Consider the following 20,312-nt stretch of genomic DNA (forward strand, 5'->3'; position numbering starts at 1 on the left):
CCACAGCTGGCACAGCTTTTGCTTCACACCTCACAGAGCGTCAATTTTCTGATGAGGTGTGAAAAATGGAAATTATCCTGTTGTTGTTTGTTGTAGTGTTAATTGCGGTGGCTATTATTGCCAGCCGAATGTCTGAAAACTATGTACCCTACCCCTATAAGCTAAAAGACGTTTCCTTGTGCACCGCGCAGGAAGATCAGTTTTTGACACTATTGGAAAAGTCGGTCGGCGACAGCTTCCGCATATTCACCAAAGTTCGTTTAAGCGACATTGTTACGGTGCGCTCAGGTTTATCCTCTACCGCACGCAAAGATGCCCACAACAAAGCCAGCCAGCGCATTCTTGACTACGTATTGTGTGATATTCACACCATGCAGGTTAAAGCGGCTATTGAGCTGGAGCCAGGTCAGTCGTCAATGAACCAGCAGAAACGTAACTTATTCCTGAAGAACACCTTATCTGCTGCCGGACTGCCGTTCCTGCGCTTTAAAGCAAAACCCGGCTATCGCGTTGCCGAGCTGCACGACTACATTCACGGTAAAATCCGTCAGGCTGAACATGTTCGTGCCGCGGTACCAACAAATAAAGATAAGAATAACCAGCCGATTGCCGCTTAACTTGCTCCGTGGCAGTATAGCTGCATGAACACGGAACTTTTAACCGACATATTATTATCACCTGTTGCTCTGGCTCTGCTGGCTTTGCTGGCAGAGCGCTGGTTTCCCTGGCCAGAGCAGTGGCACCCCTTTGCCGTTTTGCGGCTAATGGCCGCCTACATGAGCGGCAAAGTTAACAAACCCAACCGCCCTGTCGGCCAGCAACGCCTTGCCGGTTTTTTGGCGTGGTTAACTATGTCACTGCTGGTATTACTGCCAGCGGCCATTGTATTTGCCGGTGCTGAAGTGTCTTTGGCTATTGGCTGGCTAATTTTACTGGTGAGTCTGCGTCAGCAGCCCGTCAGTCACGCCATCAAATTAGCCGATAGCCACCTGCAACGTGGCCGCAAGAATGCCGCCCGCGCCTGGCTAAGCCGCATAACCTGGCGCGACTGCGATTTACTGAGTGAACATGGCATTGCCAAAACCAGCATCGAACTGCGCGCAACCAGCATTCTGGAGCATCGCTTTACGCCTTTGCTCTTCTGGTTTGTTGGTGGGCCACTAGCGGCACTTGGGGTACGAACCCTTTCCGAACTGACTCAGGTTTGGCCGGTTGCACAGGCAAAGTACCGACACTTTGGTCTGGCAACACACTGGCTTCACACCGTAACCCATTTCTTGCCTTCATTTTTGCTGGCCTTGGCTGCACGGTTTATAGCGCTATTTCAGCGTAATAAATTCAGGCTGCAGCCGTTAAAACGTAACCCTTTGTTCTCTACTATTCTGCTCAGCTGGATACAAAGCTTCAGCTATTGTCACCGGGTCAGTTTGGGCGGGCCTATACAAGTGCAGGGAATTCGTATCGCAAGGCAACGTTTTGAAGGACGTCCCGCCGAGTTGTTGATATCGAGAGCGCCCCGCTGGCAAAGGCAGTGGCAGTTTTTTTTCGTTGCTTGTCTGGTTATTGCACTTTTTGCCTTGTTCATTTATCGACCCTGAGTGACTCATCGGGTATACTACGCGCCCTAATAAGCAACCGTTTAATATTATGAAAACCATTGATGTAGTCGGCATTGGCAATGCGCTGGTGGATCAGGAGTTTGAAGTCTCTGAAGACTTCCTGCAGAAGCACGATTTAAAAAAAGGCATGATGGAGCTGATTGATGAAGACGCTCAAAACACTCTGATTGCAGAACTTAGCCAACTGGGCGAACTGAAAAAGCAAAGCGGCGGTGGCTCAGCAGCTAACTCGTTGGTGGCTTTCGCTCAATTCGGCGGCAAGGCCTACTACTGCTGTAAAGTTGCTGACGACGAAGCCGGCATGTTTTACCGTCAGGATTTAGAAAAAATAGGCATAGAAACCAGCCTTCACCAACAGAAGAACCCGGGCACTACTGGGCGCTGTCTGGTTATGGTGACTCCTGACGCCGAACGCACCATGCGTACTCACCTGGGCATAACAGCCGATTTATCTAGCGCGGAAATTGACGACCATGCCATTGCAGCGGCAGACTATCTTTATATTGAGGGTTACTTAATTACCTCAGACATTGCGCGCGGCGCGATTCAGCATGCGAAAAAAGTCGCACGGGAAAACAATACAAAGCTGGTTATGACTTGCTCTGACCCTGCCATGGTGAAGTTTTTCCGCAGCGGAATTGACGAAATTCTGGATGGTGGTGTCGATTTAATGTTCTGCAACCGCGAAGAAGCAGAATTATTAACCGGTAAGGACGATCCTCAGGCCGCTTTATCCGTATTACTAAAGCAGGCCGACACGGTTGCTATTACCTTAGGTAAAGACGGTGCTGTAATTGCTAACCGTGAACGTCAGGTACATATTCCGGGCGTGCCGGTTAAAGCCATTGATACCAATGGTGCAGGCGACATGTTTGCTGGTGCTATGCTTTATGGTTTAACGCGTAATATGTCGCTGGAAGACGCTGGTCGTTTAGCCAGCCATGCGGCGGCGGAGCTGGTCACTGAATTTGGTCCCCGACTGAATAAAGACCGACAGCAACAATTAATTGAGCGCGTTATGAGCGCCCAAACTGCTTGAATTTACTTAAAATTCACTGACAGAAATCACTGAAAAAGAGAGTCACTATGAGTGCAGAAAATTCACAAGACTACAAAGTAGCAGATATTAGCTTAGCCGAATGGGGCCGCAAGGAAATTGCGATTGCTGAATCTGAAATGCCGGCGTTGATGACTATCCGCCGTAAATACGCTGACAGCAAACCACTGGCCGGTGCTCGTATTATTGGCTGTATTCACATGACCATTCAAACAGCTGTGTTGATTGAAACATTGCTTGAACTGGGTGCCGAAGTGCGTTGGTCATCGTGCAACATTTTCTCTACTCAGGATCACGCTGCTGCCGCTATGGCTGCTGCCGGTGTGCCGGTATTTGCCTGGAAAGGTGAAACCGAAGAAGAATACGACTGGTGCTTAAAGCAGACTTGTCATAAAGATGGCGAATTGTGGGATGCCAACATGATTCTGGACGACGGCGGTGATTTAACCCTGATGATCCACGACGAATTCCCGCAGATGCTGGAGAAAGTTCACGGCATTACTGAAGAAACCACTACCGGTGTTCACCGTTTGCTCGATATGCTGGAAAAAGGCACTCTGAAAGTACCGGCCATTAACGTGAACGATGCCGTAACTAAGTCAAAAAATGACAACAAGTACGGCTGCCGTCATTCACTAAACGATGCCATTAAGCGTTCCACTGACCACTTATTGTCAGGTAAGAAAGCTCTGGTAGTTGGTTACGGTGATGTGGGTAAAGGTTCTGCCGCTAGCCTGCGTCAGGAAGGCATGATTGTTAAAATCAGCGAAATTGACCCAATTTGTGCCATGCAGGCCTGCATGGACGGCTTTGAAGTGGTCTCTCCTTACCTTGAAGGCAAAAACAACGGTACCGGCGACAACATCAACAAAGCCTTGCTGGAAAACACCGACCTGATTGTGACCACAACCGGTAATATGGACGTATGTGACCGTTACATGCTGGCTGCGCTTAAGCCTACTGCCCTGGTTTGTAACATTGGCCACTTTGACAACGAAATTGATACGGCCTTTATGCGCAAAAACTGGCGCTGGGAAGAAATTAAGCCACAGGTTCATAAAATTTACCGTTCAGACGACGACAACGACTACCTGATTCTGTTAGCCGAAGGCCGTCTGGTGAACTTAGGTAATGCAACCGGCCACCCCAGCCGTATTATGGATGGCTCTTTTGCTAATCAGGTACTTGCTCAAATTCACTTGTTCGAGCAGAAATTTGCCGACATGGAAATTAAACAGCAGGAAGAGTATCTGCGTGTAGAAGTTCTGCCTAAGCAACTGGACGAAGAAGTTGCGCGTTATATGGTGCAGGGCTTCGGCGGTGTTATCACTAAGCTGACAGCGGATCAGGCAAACTACATACACGTTGATGTGGAAGGCCCGTTTAAGACAGACGAGTACCGCTACTAATGAGCGATATCATTTATCGTGAAATAACGGCTGCCGATATGGCGGCCGTTATTGATCTGGCCAATGAAGTTCATGGTGACAACTACCTGAACGAAGAGAGTTTTCAGCAGTACCTAGCTGGCGGAACTGTGGGTGATGTGCAGCTAAACTGGATAGCTCTGCGCGGTGAAACCCCATTGGGCGTGCGCATTACCCTGGCGCCCGGACAATGGCCAATCGATGATTTTTGCACCCCAGACGCCTGGCCAATTCCAGCCGAGAAGCTGTGCTACTTTAAATGCGCAGCGGTATCAGAAAAGGCGCGCGGCCTGGGTATAGGCAAAGAACTGTTGTTCCGCAGTATTGAAGCCGCCAAAGAACTGGGCTGCCGTGGTGGTTTAGCGCATATTTGGATGCAAAGCCCCAATAACAGCGCCTATGAATATTTCACTCGTTGCGGCGGTGAAATGATTAAGCAACATGAAAAGCGCTGGTACAAAGCCTCAGTAGAAGACGGCTACTACTGCCCAGTATGCGACGGCATCTGCTACTGCAACGCCGGCGAAATGCTGCTGAAATTCGATACGTAAGGCTCCGAATAGCGAGCGCTGAGGTTGCATGGGCTTGGGGCAGACTGCTCACTTGTTTCGCTTGAGCATTGAAGGCCTCTGTGGCGGAGACGCGACGAGCTCATCCATGAGGGCTTGACGAAGGCCATCCATGGCCTTCGACACTCCACCACAGAGGCCTTCAACACTCGTAACGCTCACAAGTGAACAGTCTGCCCCTTTTGCCTCCCTCATAGCGGCTTAAGTTGGCTTTTTATATGAGGCGGGAGATAGTGAGCGCGCCAACGGTTACATAGGGCTATTGTGGAGGTGTGCAGCGCCATGGATGGCGCTGCCCAAGCCCTACACGGATGTATTCACGGGCGCCTCCACAATAGCCCTTGTAACCTCAGCGCTCGCTGTCTTCCCTCTCCGTTTTATAGGTGGGTGTTTATGTATGATCCTTTGGTTAATGCGCCTCCGGGGCCTCATGATGCTCCTGAGCCTAGTTATTGGCAGCAGCATACACAGGCCGAGTTTCCGGAGTGTGTGGATGCGCCGGAGGAAGTGGGATTTGCTGTTATTGGTGCGGGTTACACGGGCTTAAACGCGGCTCGGGTTCTGGCCGAAAATGGGCATTCTGTTGCAGTATTTGAAGCCAACCAACTGGCCTGGGGTTGTTCGTCGCGTAATGCCGGGTTTGTGATGAAAAGTACCGGCCGACTGGGCTTGTCGGCCTGGGCTGAACGCCTTGGTGCTGACATTGCGCAAGACATTGCCGATGAACATCAAAAGGCACTGCAACTGGTTGAAGAAACTTTGCGTTATTGCCCGGAGCAGTGCCAGCGCCAAAATGGTGGTTACCTGAAAATAGCGCACAAACCCAGCGCTGTTGAGCCATTAAAGCAACAGTATGAGCAGTTAAAGCAGTTTGATCAGCCAGTTGAGTGGCTGACTCAGAGCGAACTTTCGGAGATTATCGCCAGCCCACAGGCCCATGCCGCATTACGCTTCACCGACTGCTTTGCTCTAAACCCGATGTTACTGGCGGCAGCAACAGCTCGACGGGCAGCGGCTGCCGGTGCGCAGTTAATACAGCATTGTCCGGTAACTCAGGCCGTATCGCTGGGCAGCAAAGGCGTATACCTGAAAACTGCGAAAGGCGCTGTACGCGCTCGTAAGCTGTTGGTTTGTTCAAACGGATATTCATCAGGGCAGTTACTGCCAGAGCTTGCCAGTCGCTCGCTACCGGTACTCTCAAGCATTATTACCACCCCACCTCTGAGTAAAGAGCAAGTGGCCAGCATTAAGCTATCACCTCAATACGCCATAATGGATACACGTATTCTGAAGTACTACTTCCGCTTACTGCCCGATAACCGCCTGTTGTTTGGTGGTCGTGGTGCCATTCAGGGGAAACATGCCGCCAACCCGGTTTATGCTAAGCGCCTGTTACAAGCCTTGCACCAAACCTTTCCGCAGCTACGCGATATAAATAAGTGGGAGCACTTCTGGAGCGGCTGGGTCAGTGTGTCACTGGACGATTACCCACGCGTAGGCAAAGTAAAAGACAATATCTACGCCAGCATGGGCTACTGCGGTGCCGGTGTAAGCTTTACTGCCCTGGCCGGCCAGCGACTGGCAGAAGCCGCCATGGAACAGCCCCTGCCCGAGCTGCCTTACTACCAGTCACAACTAAAGCCCTTCCCATTACCACGCTTCCGCCGCCTAGGCCAATGGCTCTACTACCACTACGGCCGCCTACGCGACTGAGGGGGGAGGTCGCAAATAGAGAGCGCTGAGGTTATAGGGGCTACTATGGAGGACGCCCGTAAATACATCCCTGTAGGGCTTGGGCAGCGCCATCCATGGCGCTGCACACCTCCATAGCAGCCCGCTCTAACCGTCGGGCGCGCTCTCTATTATCAGCCACCTCACCCCATCATATTGGCCTACGAGCAGAATAAGCTCGGAGAGGACAGGTTATTCGCTTGTAAGCGTTCTGAGTGTTGAGTACTTCTGTGGCGGAGTGTCGAAGGCCATGGATGGCCTTCGTCAAGCCCTCATGGATGAGCTCGTAGCGTCTCCGCCACAGAAGTATTCAATGCTCAAGCGAAACAAGCGAATGGCCTGTCCCTACAGGCCGAAGACGATTTTTTCGCTTTTGAGCATTCGGGCTATGTATTTCATTAGCAGCAATGCGGCTGCCAGGGTGGCAATTGCGCTGATGACCGTTCCCATGACATTCACGTTCTCACCGCGTATCAGTGACAGAAAAGCCTGATGCTGACCGGTTAGCGGGAGATAGTAGAGAATTGGATTTTTAAGCCGTGCAAATTCGACACCGAATGACGCTGCCATGGGAATGATCAATAAGAAGCTGATGTAGGTTTGTGCTTCTTTGAAGTTCTTAGCCCGGAAGGATACAAACAACTGCAGGGCTGTGGCGAACAGGGCTAGTGGCACCAGTAGTATGAACATCAGCGTCATCATACCTACACTAAAGTTCACGTTCATACCAATTTCGTGTAATGGGACGTAGGCAAATATAATGGGTATGAGTACCAATGACAGTATTGCGCCGAACAATGAAAAGGTCGTTGCGGTCAGTGCTTTACCGGTAACAATGTCCCAGGTGCTTAATGGCTGACTCAGCAAAAATTCCAGTGAGTTACGCTCGCGTTCGCCTGCACTAATATCAATAGCCACGTTCATGCCAGACCAGAACACGGACAAGATAATAAACACCAGCACACTGCCCATAATTAAGGCCGCTTTTGAGCCCCGGGTTGCTAAGTCCTGTTTTTGCAGTTGCACCGGTTGCATGACACGCGGATCAACGCCCCGCAATGTCAGTCGGTAAGCCGCTATTTGACTGGAGTATGCCTGAACTGCCTGCTCTACACGCTTAATTTCGGTTTGTTGCTTTTGGGCCGACCAGTCGGCACGCAAGGTTACCTCTACTGGCTCCGCTTTACTTACATTCTCCTGCCAGTTTTCCGGTAAGGTTAATATTATCGGCGTTTCGGTTTTCGCCCATTCCCCTTCTTTAGCAACAACACCACGTTCGTTCAAAAATTCGACGAGTTGAGGGGCATTTTCTTTGCCTTCAATGGTAATTTCAACGTCTGCTGGGTCGGTCAGTTGGGTTATTAAGAAAAAGAAGGCTACGGCCATTAATAAAGGGCCAAAAAACGCATAGGACATTGCCGCTAAAACAGAACGTTTATCACGAATAGCGTCCCGGAACTCTTTTTTCCATACGGAAGTTAATGCACTCATTAGGCTGCTATCCCCTCGTCGGTACCGATAATTTTAACGAAGGCGTCTTCCAGCTGTTGCTCGCCGGTCATATCGCACAGCTCCTGCGGTGTTCCTTCAGCTGCAACTTTGCCTTTTGCCATCACCACCACTCGGTCACATAGAGCGGCAACTTCCTGCATAACGTGGCTGGAAAACAAGATACAGGTGCCTTGAGCGCGTTGTTCGCGCAACACATCTCTTAAAATTCGGGTACTCATAACGTCAAGACCGCGGCTGGGTTCATCCAGAATTAGATGTTTTGGGCTGTGTACTAAAGCCTGAGCCAATGCGACTTTCATCCGCTGGCCTTGTGAAAAACCAGCAGTACGACGGTCTGCAAGCTCTTTAATATCCAGCTTCTCTATCACCTTCTCAACCGCCTGCTTTTGCTCCGTGCCTTTTAGCCCGTGCAGCCCGGCGAAATAAGCTACTTGCTCGCGTACGGTCAAGCGTTCGTATAAACCGAATTTATCAGGGAATATACCGAGGTTACGGCGTGCATCAATCGGGTTCTGGTTGGCATCAACACCTTCAATCTCTGCTTTGCCGGTATCTGCCTGCAACAACCCGTAAATAATACGCAGACAAGTCGTTTTCCCGGCTCCGTTAGGCCCAAGAAGCCCGGTAATTTCGCCATCTTTTGCCTGAAATGAAAGAGAGTCCAGCGCTTGCACATTTTTGAATGTTTTTGTCAGTGCATCTACGTTTATCATTATTTATAGCCCCGCTGCATTCTGGTTCAGCACAAATGGCTTCAGCCTTTGTTCTTTTAAGCAGCTGCCATCAATATTTTCGATAGAACCTTGCTCGATAAAATCTGCAATGAGCTTATTAGCGCAGGTATGGCTGGCTATGGTATGCCCGGCGTTAGGTGCAATCAGATGTTTACTGTTAGGTAAGGTTCTGTGGGCAATTTCGCCCCATTCCGGAGGCGTCACCGGGTCCAGCTCTCCCGATAACAACAAAACCGGCTTATCACTAACAACCGGATCGGACCAATAAGATGGAACACTCGATGATTGCCAACCCGCACACATGTCGACAAAGGCATCACCGGTGCGGCTGCCAATAAACTCATTGTTGCCGTCCTGAGCGAAAAGCTCAGGAGTCGCCCTTGGCAAGTCTTCGCCACACACAACCGAGAGCATAAGCCCCAGGTAAATACTGTTTTGTGACATAGTACCGCCCATCAGCCCCAGTATTGCATGGTAGTTTCCTTCAGCTGCTGAGTGAATCGCGTAAGGCAATAACTGACGAGTACTGGGGTGATATAAAGCAACACGAATAATTGAGCTAAAACGCCCGGGAGTCAGTTTTATTTCCAGCGGCTCAAAAGAGAGGGGGTCACGCGTTTCCAGCAATATATTCTCAGCTTCAAGCTCACTCATCACCTCATAGTATTCTTGCTCTAGGTTAGGGAACTTCTCATGACACGGGCTTTGTTCGGAACAGTCTTTGAGCATTTCGTCAAATGCATTGGCTCCGTGTTGACCAAAAGGCCCGATGATTACCTGAGGCGGAGCTACGGCATCGAGGGTAGCCGTACGAACTGAGCTCGGTGCTTCACGTAAATAAGTTAGTCCAACGCGCGTTCCATAAGAGCCGCCATAAAGGTTCAGTTGCTCTATACCTAAATGTTCACGTACTCGCTCAAAGTCTTTAACTGCGTTAACCGTATGATATTGCGTTGTGTCTGTATCAGGGTACTGTTCCTGACATTCACGACTCAAGGCTCTAAGGTCCTGCTCATCGTCAGCTCGTATCAATTCATCAGGGCGTTCAATACCACATTCAAGCGGGTGACTTTTACCTGTGCCACGCTGATCAATTAGAAGGATATCGCGCTTTTGACGCACCGCTTCGAACATACGCGCTATCATTGGAGTTAATTCGGTAGCGGCCTGTCCCGGCCCTCCGGCCAGAATGAGCATAGGATCGGCTTGCGCTCCTTCCTGAATAGCGGGAAGAATCGCGTAGTAAATACCAATATGCTTGCCGTCGGGTTGTTCGTAATTTTCAGGAACTGAAACTGTGCCACAGTGCAGTTTCTCTTGCACGCCGGGTAAATAACAGCCCGAAGCTTCATTTATTTTTGTCTGTGCCTGACCGCTATGCGGTATCAGTCCCAGTAACAGTAGCGATAATGCCATCCATTGTTTCATAGCGGTTCCGTTTATATATGCAACGGATCTATTGTCGTAGAGAACAGGGGAGAATTACAAGGTAAGTCACTGATTGATTTGTTAGAAGATGTAAAAAAGCCCGCAAAAATTGCAGGCTTTTAGAAAATAATTTTATTAGTGCCTAACTTACAGGCCAGCGCGATCTTTAATTGCTACTGCAATTGCACTGCTGCCATGACCGTTAGATTGCGCCCATTCGTAGTCGCCAGAAGCTTTCAGTTCATCTACTGACAAGCGACCAACAATGAACTCACCAATGTCTTGTGAGCCATTTGACATGGCAAATTGCAATAAGCTCTGACCATTACACTGAATACCACTGTAAATATCGCGTACGCGGACACGAGCATCACGTAATTTTTTACGCATACGCATGGTGTCATCACCCTGTACGTATGTGCATAAGCTTAAGGCTAATTCATTTGCCTCTGCGCTCTTTGAAAACGTTACGCCAGTTGCCGCAACGGCAGCCATCATGGTGCCTAATACAATTGCTTTCATCTAAAACCCCATCACAAGATTGTTCAAAAATTCATCAAGATGATACTACGAACTCAAGCCTGCTGCAATGGCTTAAAATACATGTAAGTTACTGAATTTATAACTTCTTATTAACTTACTCTGTCGAAAATAAGAGTACTAAAGTTATGGGAGTTGCGCTCATCAGCGGCAAAGTTTTGCCGCTCTATCTCTTGCCAGTCGGCGACTTGATGATAATCGGGAAAGTAAGTATCACCCTCAACATTTAGTTCTATTTTAGTAACATATAGTCGGTCTGCGAGGGGTAAAAATTTCTCATAAATTTTTCCACCGCCGATAATCATGAGTTCCTCAACCGGACCTGCAGCGGCTATTGCCTGTTGCACCCCAGACACCCAAACCACCTGACTGTCCTGATTTTCCGAACGATCCGTTCGACGGCTTAGAACGATATTCTTGCGGCCGGGCAAAGGACGACCAATTGACTCAAAAGTCCGGCGCCCCATAACAATTGGCTTACCTAAGGTAATTTTTTTGAAATATTGCAACTCGTCCGGCAGGTGCCATGGCATTTTGTTATCTTTTCCAATAACCCGATTATCGGCCATAGCAACCACGAGTGATATTTTCATTCGGCGATATCCTTAATGCGTAGCCTGACGCTTACGTCAGGACCAAGACCTCACCTGACATCAATGTCAGGCTACTTCTGATAAATAACTTCGACGTCGTGATCATCGTCATCGTCGTCGTCATCTTCGTCATCCATCTCTTCTTCAAGAACTTCTTCGTGGTAAGTGTCCCACATGAACTCAACCGGGTCGGCTTCTTCATGCTGCTCAGTGTCAGGTGCTGGCAATGTTTCAAGATAAGACATTACCTCACGACAAAGCGCGTCGCTGCCACGCCCTTCCAGAGCTGCGATTTGGAACACTGGGCCGTCCCAGTTCAGAGATTTAACCAGCTCATCTACTTTTTCCTGAACCTCTTCGTCCAGCAGCAAGTCGACTTTATTGATGACCAGCCAGCGTGGCTTTTCAGCCAGTTTCGGGCTGTATTTTTCCAGCTCGTTGATAATAATACGCGCCTGCTCGGCAGGGTCGGTTTCATCAAACGGGGCTAAATCTACCAAGTGCAGTAATAAACGGCAGCGCTCTAAATGTTTTAGGAATTGTATGCCTAGTCCAGCACCTTCGGCCGCGCCTTCAATAAGACCGGGGATATCGGCAATAACAAAACTCTGATGCGGAGCGGGACGCACAACACCCAGGTTTGGTATCAGGGTGGTAAACGGATAGTCGGCCACTTTAGGGCGTGCTGCGGAAACCGAGCGAATAAAAGTCGATTTACCGGCATTCGGCATACCCAGCAAACCAACATCAGCCAACAACATCAGTTCCAGTTTTAGCGGGCGTACTTCGCCAGGAGTACCATCGGTTTTTTGTCGTGGCGCACGGTTTATACTGCTTTTAAAACGCGTATTACCCAGACCATGGAAACCACCTTTGGCTACCATTAAACGTTGACCATGTTTCGTCAAATCGCCAAGAACTTCGCCAGTATCAATATCGGTAGCGCGGGTACCAGGAGGAACCGGCAGCACGATGTCGTTACCGCGCCTGCCCGTACAGTTTTTGCCCATACCGTTTTTACCGCGTTCAGCTTTATGAAAACGTTCAAAACGATAATCGATAAGGGTATTCAGGTTCTCGTCTGCTTCTAGATAGACATCACCGCCGTCGCCACCATCGCCGCCGTCAGGGCCGCCTTTGGGAATATATTTTTCGCGACGGAAACTGATACAACCATTACCACCGTCACCCGCGTCTACGCGGATTTCTACTTCATCAACGAATTTCATCGCAATCTGCTACTTATCACTTATAGAATACTGTGCAAAATTCTAGCACATATGAAAAAGCCCCGCCGTAAGGCAGGGCTTTCAGAACCGAAACTTTTCAGTTTATGTTCGCATTATTAGTCAGTAATAACGCTCACAAATTTACGGTTTTTGCTGCCCTTCACATCAAAAGACACTTTGCCTTCTGAGGTTGCAAACAATGTGTGGTCTTTACCAATACCAACGTTCGCACCAGCGTGGAACTTAGTACCACGTTGACGAACCAGGATGTTGCCTGCTAACACAGACTCACCACCGAAGCGCTTAACACCGAGACGTTTACTCTCTGAGTCGCGACCGTTTTTAGTAGAACCACCAGCCTTTTTATGTGCCATGTCGTTACTCCTTAATTAGCTGTTGATACCAGTGATTTTCACTTCCGTGAACCACTGACGATGGCCTTGTTGACGGCGAGAATGCTTACGACGACGGAACTTAACGATTTTAATTTTATCGCCACGACCGTGATCAATCACTTCCGCTTTCACTTTACCACCGGACACGAACGGAGCACCGATGTTTACATCGTTGCCGTCAGAAACCATCAAAACCTGGTCGAATTCAACTACATCACCGGTAGCTGCTTCCAGTTTTTCCAGGCGGACGATTTGGCCTTCAGACACACGGTGCTGCTTACCGCCACTTTGGAATACTGCGTACATATTATTCTCCACAACCCTATTGGGCATCCAAATTCAAATCAGGGCGCGAATTGTACGTAATCCAGTCAGCGATCGCAACCCTTAATTTGAACTTAAAAGCGGCACCGCTTACCGCGGATTGAGTTTCCGCTCTGCTATAAATAGTGTACCATCTGTTTTCCGTTAAATTTTGTAAATAAACAGATATCTATGATGGATATGCAGTCCATTAACGCATTAGCCAAAGACGACATGCTTGGTGTTAATGCATTAATAGGTGAACAACTTCAATCGGATGTTGCCTTAATTAACCAGTTAGGCCTTTATATTGTCAACAGTGGCGGTAAACGCTTACGGCCGCTGCTAGCCATATTAGCTTGTCGGGCTCTGGGTTATGAAGGTAACGATCACCGCAAACTTGCTACGATTATCGAGTTTATTCATACCGCGACTCTGCTTCACGACGACGTCGTTGATGAATCGGAACTGCGCCGCGGACGCAAAACCGCCAACGCAGTGTTCGGTAATGAAGCCAGCGTACTCGTTGGTGACTTCCTTTATACCCGCGCCTTCCAGTTAATGGTCGATTTAGACTCCCTGCGGATTCTGCGTATTTTAGCGGACGCCACCAACATCATTTCTGAAGGCGAAGTCTTACAGTTAATGAACTGTAACGACCCGGATACTTCAGAAGCCAGCTACTTTAATGTTATTTACGGCAAAACCGCCAAGTTGTTTGAAGCAGCTACCGAGTTAGCCGGTGTACTAACCGCACAAGACGAAAAGGTGACTCAGCAACTGGCTGATTACGGTCGTTACCTGGGTACCGCGTTTCAGCTAGTAGATGATTTAATGGATTACACCGCGGACAGCGAATCTATGGGCAAAAATGCGGGTGATGACTTAGCGGAAGGTAAGCCCACACTGCCGTTGTTATACGCTATGTGGCACGGCAACGAAGTAGAACAAAAGCTGATTCGCGAAGCCATTGAGCAAGGCGACGGACGTGAGCACTTACAAACCGTGCTGACCGCTATGGAACGAACGGGAGCATTGCAGTACACCCGCGACAAAGCCTTAGAAGCCGCCGAACAAGCGCGTGAATCCCTAAGTGAACTCCCCGACTCCGACTACAAACAAGCCCTGCTCACCCTAACCCACCTTGCAGTCGACCGAGTGGCGTAAGAAATGCCTTGGGGGAGCGGGTTCTGTTTCGGAGGACGCCCGTGAATACATCCCTGTTGGGCTTGGTTAGCGCCATCCATGGCGCTACACACCTCCGAAACACAACCCTTCCCGCTTTAGGCATTTCCAATAAGCATCCATGGCCTTCGACACTCCGCCACGGAAACCTTCAACACTCGTAACGCTCGTAATCCAACAGCCTGCCCCTTTTAACCATCTTCTAGCCTGATAATTAAAAAGCTAACACTGTGTATCAATTGGAACATTTGAGCGTACGTCTAGCTGGAAAAATATTGGGGAAGGTCAGTATTGGCGAGAAGTCATTGCGGGTTATCTGGAGGTAGCCTGATGTTCACATCAGGTGGGATATTGCACATTGGACCTGACGTGAACGTCAGGCTACATGACTTTCAGCAAGTAGCGTGGAAATGTTGGGGCGGCTATTACAGGAGCGTCGAAGGCCAGGGACGGCCTTCGTCGAGCGCTCATGGATGAGCTTGTAGCGTCTCCTGTAATAGCCGCCCCAATATTTTCAAAAGCGGACTGCTGAAAGTTATTTCAGCTTAGCTGGCGAAGTCGATGCCAGTTTGGATGTCGCCTTTCAGGCCGTCTAGCATTTCGTCCATGCATTTTTGTTCGAACGCACTAAGTTTGCCGTAAGACAGGATTTCTTCTGCGCCATTTTTGCCTAAGCGTACTGGTTGCGCGAAGAACTTAGCGTTGTCGCCCGGGCCTTCTACGTAGGTGCATTCAATAGTGTCCTGACCTTGTAAACCTTTCAGCAGTGACAATGCAAAACGTGCTGCTGCCTGTCCCATAGAAAGGGTTGCTGAGCCGCCGCCAGCTTTAGCTTCGACAACTTCAGTACCGGCATTCTGGATACGGTGAGTTAAGTCTTTGATTTCTTGCTCTGTAAACTCAACGCCTTCAACCTGAGACAGCAATGGCAGAATAGTGGTACCGCTGTGCCCGCCGATAACTGGTACATTAACGTTTTCCGGGTTCAGACCACGCAACTCACCTACAAAGGCTTCTGAACGAATAACGTCAAGTGTGGTAACACCGAACAGCTTACGCTTGTCGTAGCAACCAGCTTGCTTCAGTACTTCAGCAGCGATTGGAACGGTGGTGTTTACTGGGTTAGTAATGATACCAACACAAGCGTTAGGGCAGTTGTCTGCAACGCCTTGCACTAAGTTTTTAACGATGCCTGCGTTCATGTTGAACAGGTCAGAGCGATCCATGCCCGGCTTGCGTGGTACGCCGGCAGGAATTAATACGATGTCGCTGCCAACTAATGCTGATGCCAGGTCGTCTTTACCGAAGCCTGTTACTTTCACGTCGGTAGGGATATGACTTAAGTCAACCGCCACACCTGGAACTACTGGCGCAACGTCATACAACGATAACTCTGAACCTGCTGGTAATTGGGTTTTCAGAAGTAATGACAATGCCTGGCCGATACCACCGGCCGCACCTAATACGGCTACTTTCATCTCAGACTCCGTTTTTGTTGGTCAATTTAAACTGCTTAAAAATGCAGAATTTGGGGCAAAACTGTACTCCTATATCAATAAAAATACAACTTTGCGCGATACACATTCAGCACTCGAATAGCGCATCTTTATGCAGTACACTGTCTATTATTATAGCACGTAAACAGCATAGGAATTTGACACTCACATGGTGCAGGACACGTTACTCGAAGCTTTTAAAACTTTGCTCCGCGAAGAGCGTTATGGCTCTCAAGGGGAAATTGTTAACGCCTTAAAAGCCGAGGGCTTTGATAACATTAGCCAGTCTAAAGTGTCGCGCATGCTGAGTAAGCAAGGAGCGGTTCGTACCCGCAATGCGAAACAGGAAATGGTCTACTGTTTACCGCCTGATTTAGCCGTGCCTTCCACCCGGGCACCATTAAGCCAGCTTGTACTGGATATTCAGCATAATGATGTGATGGTCATTATTCGCACAAGCCCGGGCGCCGCCCAGTTAATTGCGCGGTTGCTGGATTCGGTCGGTAAAAAGGAAGGCGTACTTGGTACTATTGCTGGTGACGACACGATTTTTATTGCACCGCTTAAAGTTGCTGATATTGAATTCACTCTGCGAAAAGTACGCGAGCTGTTTGCGAATCAGGCGGTACTGCCCTCTTCATAGTCAGCTATGTCGTCGGCAACTTCTTTGTTCGCTTCCATAAAGCGCATTGAAGGAACAAAAAAACCTGAGCTGGACACGGCTTGTGAGTAATCTAGTAAAGGGTCGTAAGCTCCCTGTTCGTCGGCGTAATAACGGTTCTTTAGCCACTGAACAACCATTTTAGGCGAATGGCTAAAATACATTGCCAGAAGCCCCTGTTCGCGCAAGTCGCCCCAGGGCATATTCTGCCGCAATAGTGGAATAGGCTGTTCGCTACTATCAATTAAGCGACTTTTCGCAGCGTGAGTGACACCTTCGATTTTGGCTTCTGATAAACGTTCACCAGATACTTTCTCGCGTCCCATTAGCAGCTCCTGCTTTTCAGGGCCTAAGTAGTCCCAACGACGCAAGTCATGCCGAAACTTCTGTACGAATAAGTAGCTGCCGTCGACAAAGTCCGCATCGTCCTGCGCCTCAACTAAAGCGACTTTACGCTTGCGCATACCCCGCGGGTTATCCGGCGCATCGATAAAGCCGGTTAAGTCGCGGCCGTCCAGATAACGAAAGGAACGGATTTGCTCAGCCACTTCAATGTCGTAGCCAAACCATTCCATTAACGTGCGTCCCGCCAAGTAGTTAGCGTCAAAACGATCACAACGAATCTGTATAACAAGATCATAGGGGTGTCTTGGCGCTTCACGGTCGCCATCGCTGAGCTCGGGAAAAGCCTGCAAGTGAAGCGGTCGCTTATGCGGATAAAGAATATCCCAGTAGTCCGCCCCTATGCCAACAAAGCCTGTTAACATGCCTTCAGAGAAACGGGCGTCAAGATCGCGTAAAATTGCTGGAAAACGAGCTAACTTGCGACGTAAACTTTCAACGTCGTCGCTCATGACGTGACAAAACAACGTCAGACCATGCAGATTAGGTTCCGCGTAGACTCCTGACTGAGCTTTATCCACCCTATTCTCCCATTTAACTGTTATTTTTGTGGGTTCGTTCTATTCGCTTTTACATTAATTAGCGTAAGAGGCATTATAGAATGCCTGTATTCGTTATGACACCGCAAGGAAAAATCATGCGTAATCTGATACTTATTTTTGGTTTGCTGGGCGTTACTGCCTGCACCACCACAGCTGATAACCAAACCCAGCGTAGCAGCACACAGCAACAGAGCCCTGCTGCCGAGTTTCATCAGCTGGCTGACACTATCTGGGAAGAACTGAATAAGTCCAGCGATACTGAGCTGACCGATATGTCACCGGAGGCGTTAGAAAAACGCTATCAACAACGCTCAAAGTGGCTCGAACAGCTTAACGCCGTTAACCTTAACGCGCTTAGCCGGGATGACCAAATTAATCATGCGATGATCCATTATACGTTAAAAAATAAAGTAGATGAGTATCGTTTTAAAGCACACTACATGCCATTGACAGCAGAGGGTAGTTTCCATAGTTCTCTTGCTTTTATGCCATCGTACACCTCGTTCTCTTCGGCTGACGATTATCAGAATTACATTGCGAAACTGCGTTCCATTCCTCGTTACATGGAACAACAAACGCATTGGTTGCGTAAGGCGATAGAAGAAGGTTATACCCAGCCAGCTGCCGCAATGGCGGGCTTTGAAGAGAGTATACTGGCCTACATTGTGCAGGACGCTGATCAAAGCGTTTATTTCTCGCCGTTTTCCGAACAACCGGGCTTTATTAATGACGAGCAATGGAAGCAACTAAAAGAAGATGCCTTAACAGCCATTGACCAGCAAGTCATGCCGGCGTATGACGACTACTTCAACTTTATGGTCACCGAGTATCTTCCAAATGCACGTGAAACCATTGGTGCCAGCGAACTGCCGAATGGCGACGCTTTTTATCAAAACCGTATTAAACATTACACTACGTTAGATTTAACTGCGGATGAAATTCACCAAATTGGTCTACAGGAAGTGGCGCGTATTCGTGGTGAAATGCTGGAAGCTATTGAAGCAAGCGGGTTTGATGGCAGCTTTGATGAGTTCGTCGAGTTCTTACGTACCGACGACCAGTTCTATCCGGAAACCGCAGAAGAATTGCTGCATTACGCTGCCTGGATAGCAAAAAAGATGGATGGCGAATTACCCAAGCTGTTCAAGACCCTACCACGGAAGCCATACGGCATTGCCCCGGTTCCTGAAGAAATAGCACCGAAATACACCACAGGTCGCTATTCTGGAACGAATCGCGACGACCGCGCCGGTTTCTACTGGGTCAACACCTATGCATTAGACCGCCGTCCGCTTTATCAGATGGAAGCACTGACATTGCACGAAGCGGTACCGGGTCATCATTTACAAAACGCGATTGCCGGCGAGTTGGAAGATTTACCAGAGTACCGCCAGCAAACCTATATTTCTGCGTTTGGTGAAGGTTGGGGTCTGTACTCTGAGTACTTAGGTCTGGAAGCCGGTTTCTATGAAGACCCTTACAGTAACTTTGGTCGTTTAAGCTACGAAATGTGGCGCGCGGCGCGCTTAGTGGTGGATACCGGTATGCATTCCAAAGGCTGGAGCCGTGAACGCGCAATGGACTTTATGGCCAACAACACCGCGTTGTCACTGCATAACGTGAAAACCGAAATTGACCGTTACATTACCTGGCCTGCGCAGGCACTTTCGTACAAGTTGGGCGAACTGACCATTAAGCGTTTGCGTGCAGAAGCCGAGCAACAGCTGGGTGATAAGTTCGATATCCGTGAGTTCCATGATGCGGTACTGGAAAACGGCAGCGTGCCACTGAAAGTACTAGAACAACACATCAACGACTGGATTGCTGAGCAGAAATAAAACAGAACCCCCGCTATCAGGAAGACGCCTGCAAGTACGTCCCTGTAAGGCTTGACTGGCGCCATCCATGGCGCCAGACACTTCCTGATAGCGGGGATTCTATTTGTTTATTTCTACCGTCTACAAAACCATCCATGGTGCTGCACACCTCCACATGAGGCCCTGTAACCATTGGACGCGCTCACGACTATTCCTCCCCGCGTTAAGTTTTGTAGCCTGACGTTCTACGTCAGGTGAGGTGTTCGACTATCTCACCTGATGCATTAGCATCAGGCTACCAAATTGTTATTTGATAAAGCAGATCTTGAGTATTCTGTTTCTGTCGTAGAAAGGCCATGACATAGCTCACCCGAGCTTTTTCATCTAAGCGAAATAAAATTTTATAGTTATCCACGAGCACCACTCTATAATCAACTATGCCTAGTGTTTCAAGCTCATGGGAAACAGGGAATTGCAGCGGGTTGTCACTTAGCTTACTTACCGAAAAATCAAGGAGCTGTTCACCTAATCGAATGGTTTCTTCTTGACCAAGAAACGCTTCCATGTAGCGAGTTAAAGTAGCCAGTGTTTTATAACTAAGCTCAGTGAAATAAACATCGTAGTTCATAAATGATATGGCTAAAGCTCAAACTTCTTTGTACTGAGTTCACGCTCTAGCCTTTCTTTTGCTTCGCTAAGGGATAGCAAATTCTGGTTGCGAATATCCCTTTCAGCCAGGTTCATCAGTTTAAGTGTCGCAATAGCCTCATCGCGCTGTCGAGCACTCGCTTCCGACTCAATCCGGTAGACAGGCTTGCCGCCTTGAGTGACCACAATAGGCTCTTCCACATCCAGCGATGCTGCATTTTGCTTAATGTAACTGATGGTTTTTATCTGCATGATTCTCTCCCGACTGAACAGTCTAAATATAGACCACTAATAGACCATAAGACAAGTTAAGTATCGTACCTGATGTGAACATCAGGCTACTGAATATCGGACACAAAAAAACCGCCGAAGCGGTTTTATAAGTTGCTAATGAGTGCGATCAGCGGTTGCGAGGACTCTTAAC

Annotated in this window: 21 protein-coding genes; 9 read left to right on the forward strand and 12 right to left on the reverse strand. The window is 48.8% G+C overall.

Features of this window, described 5'->3' with window-relative positions; genetic code table 11:
* Positions 1–65 precede the first annotated feature (65 nt).
* The 6 genes from DEU30_RS07715 to DEU30_RS07740 all read left to right on the forward strand — a co-directional run bounded on the left by DEU30_RS07715 (position 66) and on the right by DEU30_RS07740 (position 6,385).
* Positions 66–617, forward strand: a complete 552-nt coding sequence (locus tag DEU30_RS07715; RefSeq protein WP_034818485.1) for a DUF2726 domain-containing protein — start codon at positions 66–68, stop codon at positions 615–617.
* A gap of 24 nt (positions 618–641) precedes the next feature.
* Complete coding sequence (locus DEU30_RS07720) at positions 642–1,598, forward strand: cobalamin biosynthesis protein (RefSeq protein ID WP_114981862.1); 957 nt, start codon at positions 642–644, stop codon at positions 1,596–1,598.
* A gap of 49 nt (positions 1,599–1,647) precedes the next feature.
* Positions 1,648–2,658, forward strand: a complete 1,011-nt coding sequence (locus DEU30_RS07725) for an adenosine kinase (protein WP_114981861.1) — start codon at positions 1,648–1,650, stop codon at positions 2,656–2,658.
* 47 nt (positions 2,659–2,705) lie between these two features.
* Positions 2,706–4,085: an adenosylhomocysteinase gene (gene ahcY, locus DEU30_RS07730; protein WP_114981860.1), complete on the forward strand. Its 1,380-nt coding sequence runs from the start codon at positions 2,706–2,708 to the stop codon at positions 4,083–4,085.
* Positions 4,085–4,654, forward strand: coding sequence for a GNAT family N-acetyltransferase (locus DEU30_RS07735; protein ID WP_114981859.1), 570 nt, complete (start codon positions 4,085–4,087; stop codon positions 4,652–4,654). Before ahcY ends, DEU30_RS07735 begins: the two co-directional genes overlap by 1 nt.
* Positions 4,655–5,065: 411 nt before the next feature.
* Positions 5,066–6,385 (forward strand): FAD-binding oxidoreductase, encoded by a 1,320-nt coding sequence (locus DEU30_RS07740; protein ID WP_114981858.1) that lies wholly within the window; start codon positions 5,066–5,068, stop codon positions 6,383–6,385.
* Positions 6,386–6,748: 363 nt separating this feature from the next.
* On the opposite strand, the gene DEU30_RS07745 is transcribed toward DEU30_RS07740, so the two are convergent.
* From DEU30_RS07745 to rplU, 8 genes are all read right to left on the reverse strand, one after another.
* Complete coding sequence (locus DEU30_RS07745; protein ID WP_114981857.1) at positions 6,749–7,894, reverse strand: ABC transporter permease; 1,146 nt, start codon at positions 7,892–7,894, stop codon at positions 6,749–6,751.
* Positions 7,894–8,628, reverse strand: coding sequence for an ATP-binding cassette domain-containing protein (locus tag DEU30_RS07750; protein ID WP_011233742.1), 735 nt, complete (start codon positions 8,626–8,628; stop codon positions 7,894–7,896). The genes DEU30_RS07745 and DEU30_RS07750 overlap by 1 nt, the downstream gene beginning before the upstream one ends.
* A gap of 3 nt (positions 8,629–8,631) precedes the next feature.
* Positions 8,632–10,077 (reverse strand): alpha/beta hydrolase, encoded by a 1,446-nt coding sequence (locus tag DEU30_RS07755; protein WP_011233741.1) that lies wholly within the window; start codon positions 10,075–10,077, stop codon positions 8,632–8,634.
* A gap of 147 nt (positions 10,078–10,224) precedes the next feature.
* On the reverse strand, positions 10,225–10,599 hold the full coding sequence (locus DEU30_RS07760) for a DUF3718 domain-containing protein (protein WP_011233740.1): 375 nt from the start codon (positions 10,597–10,599) through the stop codon (positions 10,225–10,227).
* Positions 10,600–10,709: 110 nt separating this feature from the next.
* Positions 10,710–11,210 carry a type 3 dihydrofolate reductase gene (folA, locus tag DEU30_RS07765; RefSeq protein ID WP_011233739.1) on the reverse strand — a complete coding sequence of 167 codons (501 nt, stop codon included), beginning with the start codon at positions 11,208–11,210 and terminating at the stop codon, positions 10,710–10,712.
* Between the two features lie 71 nt (positions 11,211–11,281).
* The gene (gene cgtA / locus DEU30_RS07770) at positions 11,282–12,439 is read right to left on the reverse strand and encodes an Obg family GTPase CgtA (RefSeq protein ID WP_034818493.1); all 1,158 of its coding nucleotides are present in this window, start codon (positions 12,437–12,439) and stop codon (positions 11,282–11,284) included.
* Between the two features lie 116 nt (positions 12,440–12,555).
* Positions 12,556–12,813 (reverse strand): 50S ribosomal protein L27, encoded by a 258-nt coding sequence (gene rpmA, locus DEU30_RS07775; protein ID WP_011233737.1) that lies wholly within the window; start codon positions 12,811–12,813, stop codon positions 12,556–12,558.
* 15 nt (positions 12,814–12,828) lie between these two features.
* On the reverse strand, positions 12,829–13,140 hold the full coding sequence (gene rplU, locus DEU30_RS07780) for a 50S ribosomal protein L21 (protein WP_011233736.1): 312 nt from the start codon (positions 13,138–13,140) through the stop codon (positions 12,829–12,831).
* Between the two features lie 192 nt (positions 13,141–13,332).
* On the opposite strand from rplU, the gene ispB reads away from it, so the two are divergent.
* Positions 13,333–14,304: an octaprenyl diphosphate synthase gene (gene ispB, locus DEU30_RS07785; protein ID WP_110013656.1), complete on the forward strand. Its 972-nt coding sequence runs from the start codon at positions 13,333–13,335 to the stop codon at positions 14,302–14,304.
* 563 nt (positions 14,305–14,867) lie between these two features.
* Here ispB and mdh read toward each other — a convergent pair.
* A complete protein-coding gene (gene mdh / locus DEU30_RS07790; protein WP_114981856.1) occupies positions 14,868–15,800 on the reverse strand; it encodes a malate dehydrogenase in 933 nt (310 codons plus the stop codon).
* A gap of 187 nt (positions 15,801–15,987) precedes the next feature.
* On the opposite strand from mdh, the gene argR reads away from it, so the two are divergent.
* Positions 15,988–16,461 (forward strand): transcriptional regulator ArgR, encoded by a 474-nt coding sequence (gene argR / locus DEU30_RS07795; RefSeq protein WP_011233732.1) that lies wholly within the window; start codon positions 15,988–15,990, stop codon positions 16,459–16,461.
* Here argR and DEU30_RS07800 read toward each other — a convergent pair.
* Positions 16,437–17,402, reverse strand: a complete 966-nt coding sequence (locus DEU30_RS07800; RefSeq protein ID WP_114981855.1) for a Dyp-type peroxidase — start codon at positions 17,400–17,402, stop codon at positions 16,437–16,439. The two genes, argR and DEU30_RS07800, sit on opposite strands and share 25 nt — an antisense overlap.
* A 116-nt stretch (positions 17,403–17,518) precedes the next feature.
* On the opposite strand from DEU30_RS07800, the gene DEU30_RS07805 reads away from it, so the two are divergent.
* A complete protein-coding gene (locus DEU30_RS07805; RefSeq protein WP_114981854.1) occupies positions 17,519–19,261 on the forward strand; it encodes a DUF885 domain-containing protein in 1,743 nt (580 codons plus the stop codon).
* A gap of 274 nt (positions 19,262–19,535) precedes the next feature.
* On the opposite strand, the gene DEU30_RS07810 is transcribed toward DEU30_RS07805, so the two are convergent.
* On the reverse strand, positions 19,536–19,868 hold the full coding sequence (locus DEU30_RS07810) for a hypothetical protein (protein ID WP_114981853.1): 333 nt from the start codon (positions 19,866–19,868) through the stop codon (positions 19,536–19,538).
* 11 nt (positions 19,869–19,879) lie between these two features.
* Complete coding sequence (locus DEU30_RS07815; RefSeq protein ID WP_114981852.1) at positions 19,880–20,140, reverse strand: type II toxin-antitoxin system Phd/YefM family antitoxin; 261 nt, start codon at positions 20,138–20,140, stop codon at positions 19,880–19,882.
* Between the last annotated feature and the right edge of the window lie 172 nt (positions 20,141–20,312).

It is taken from the genome of Idiomarina sp. 017G (assembly GCF_004362265.1).
Taxonomy (GTDB): domain Bacteria; phylum Pseudomonadota; class Gammaproteobacteria; order Enterobacterales; family Alteromonadaceae; genus Idiomarina; species Idiomarina loihiensis.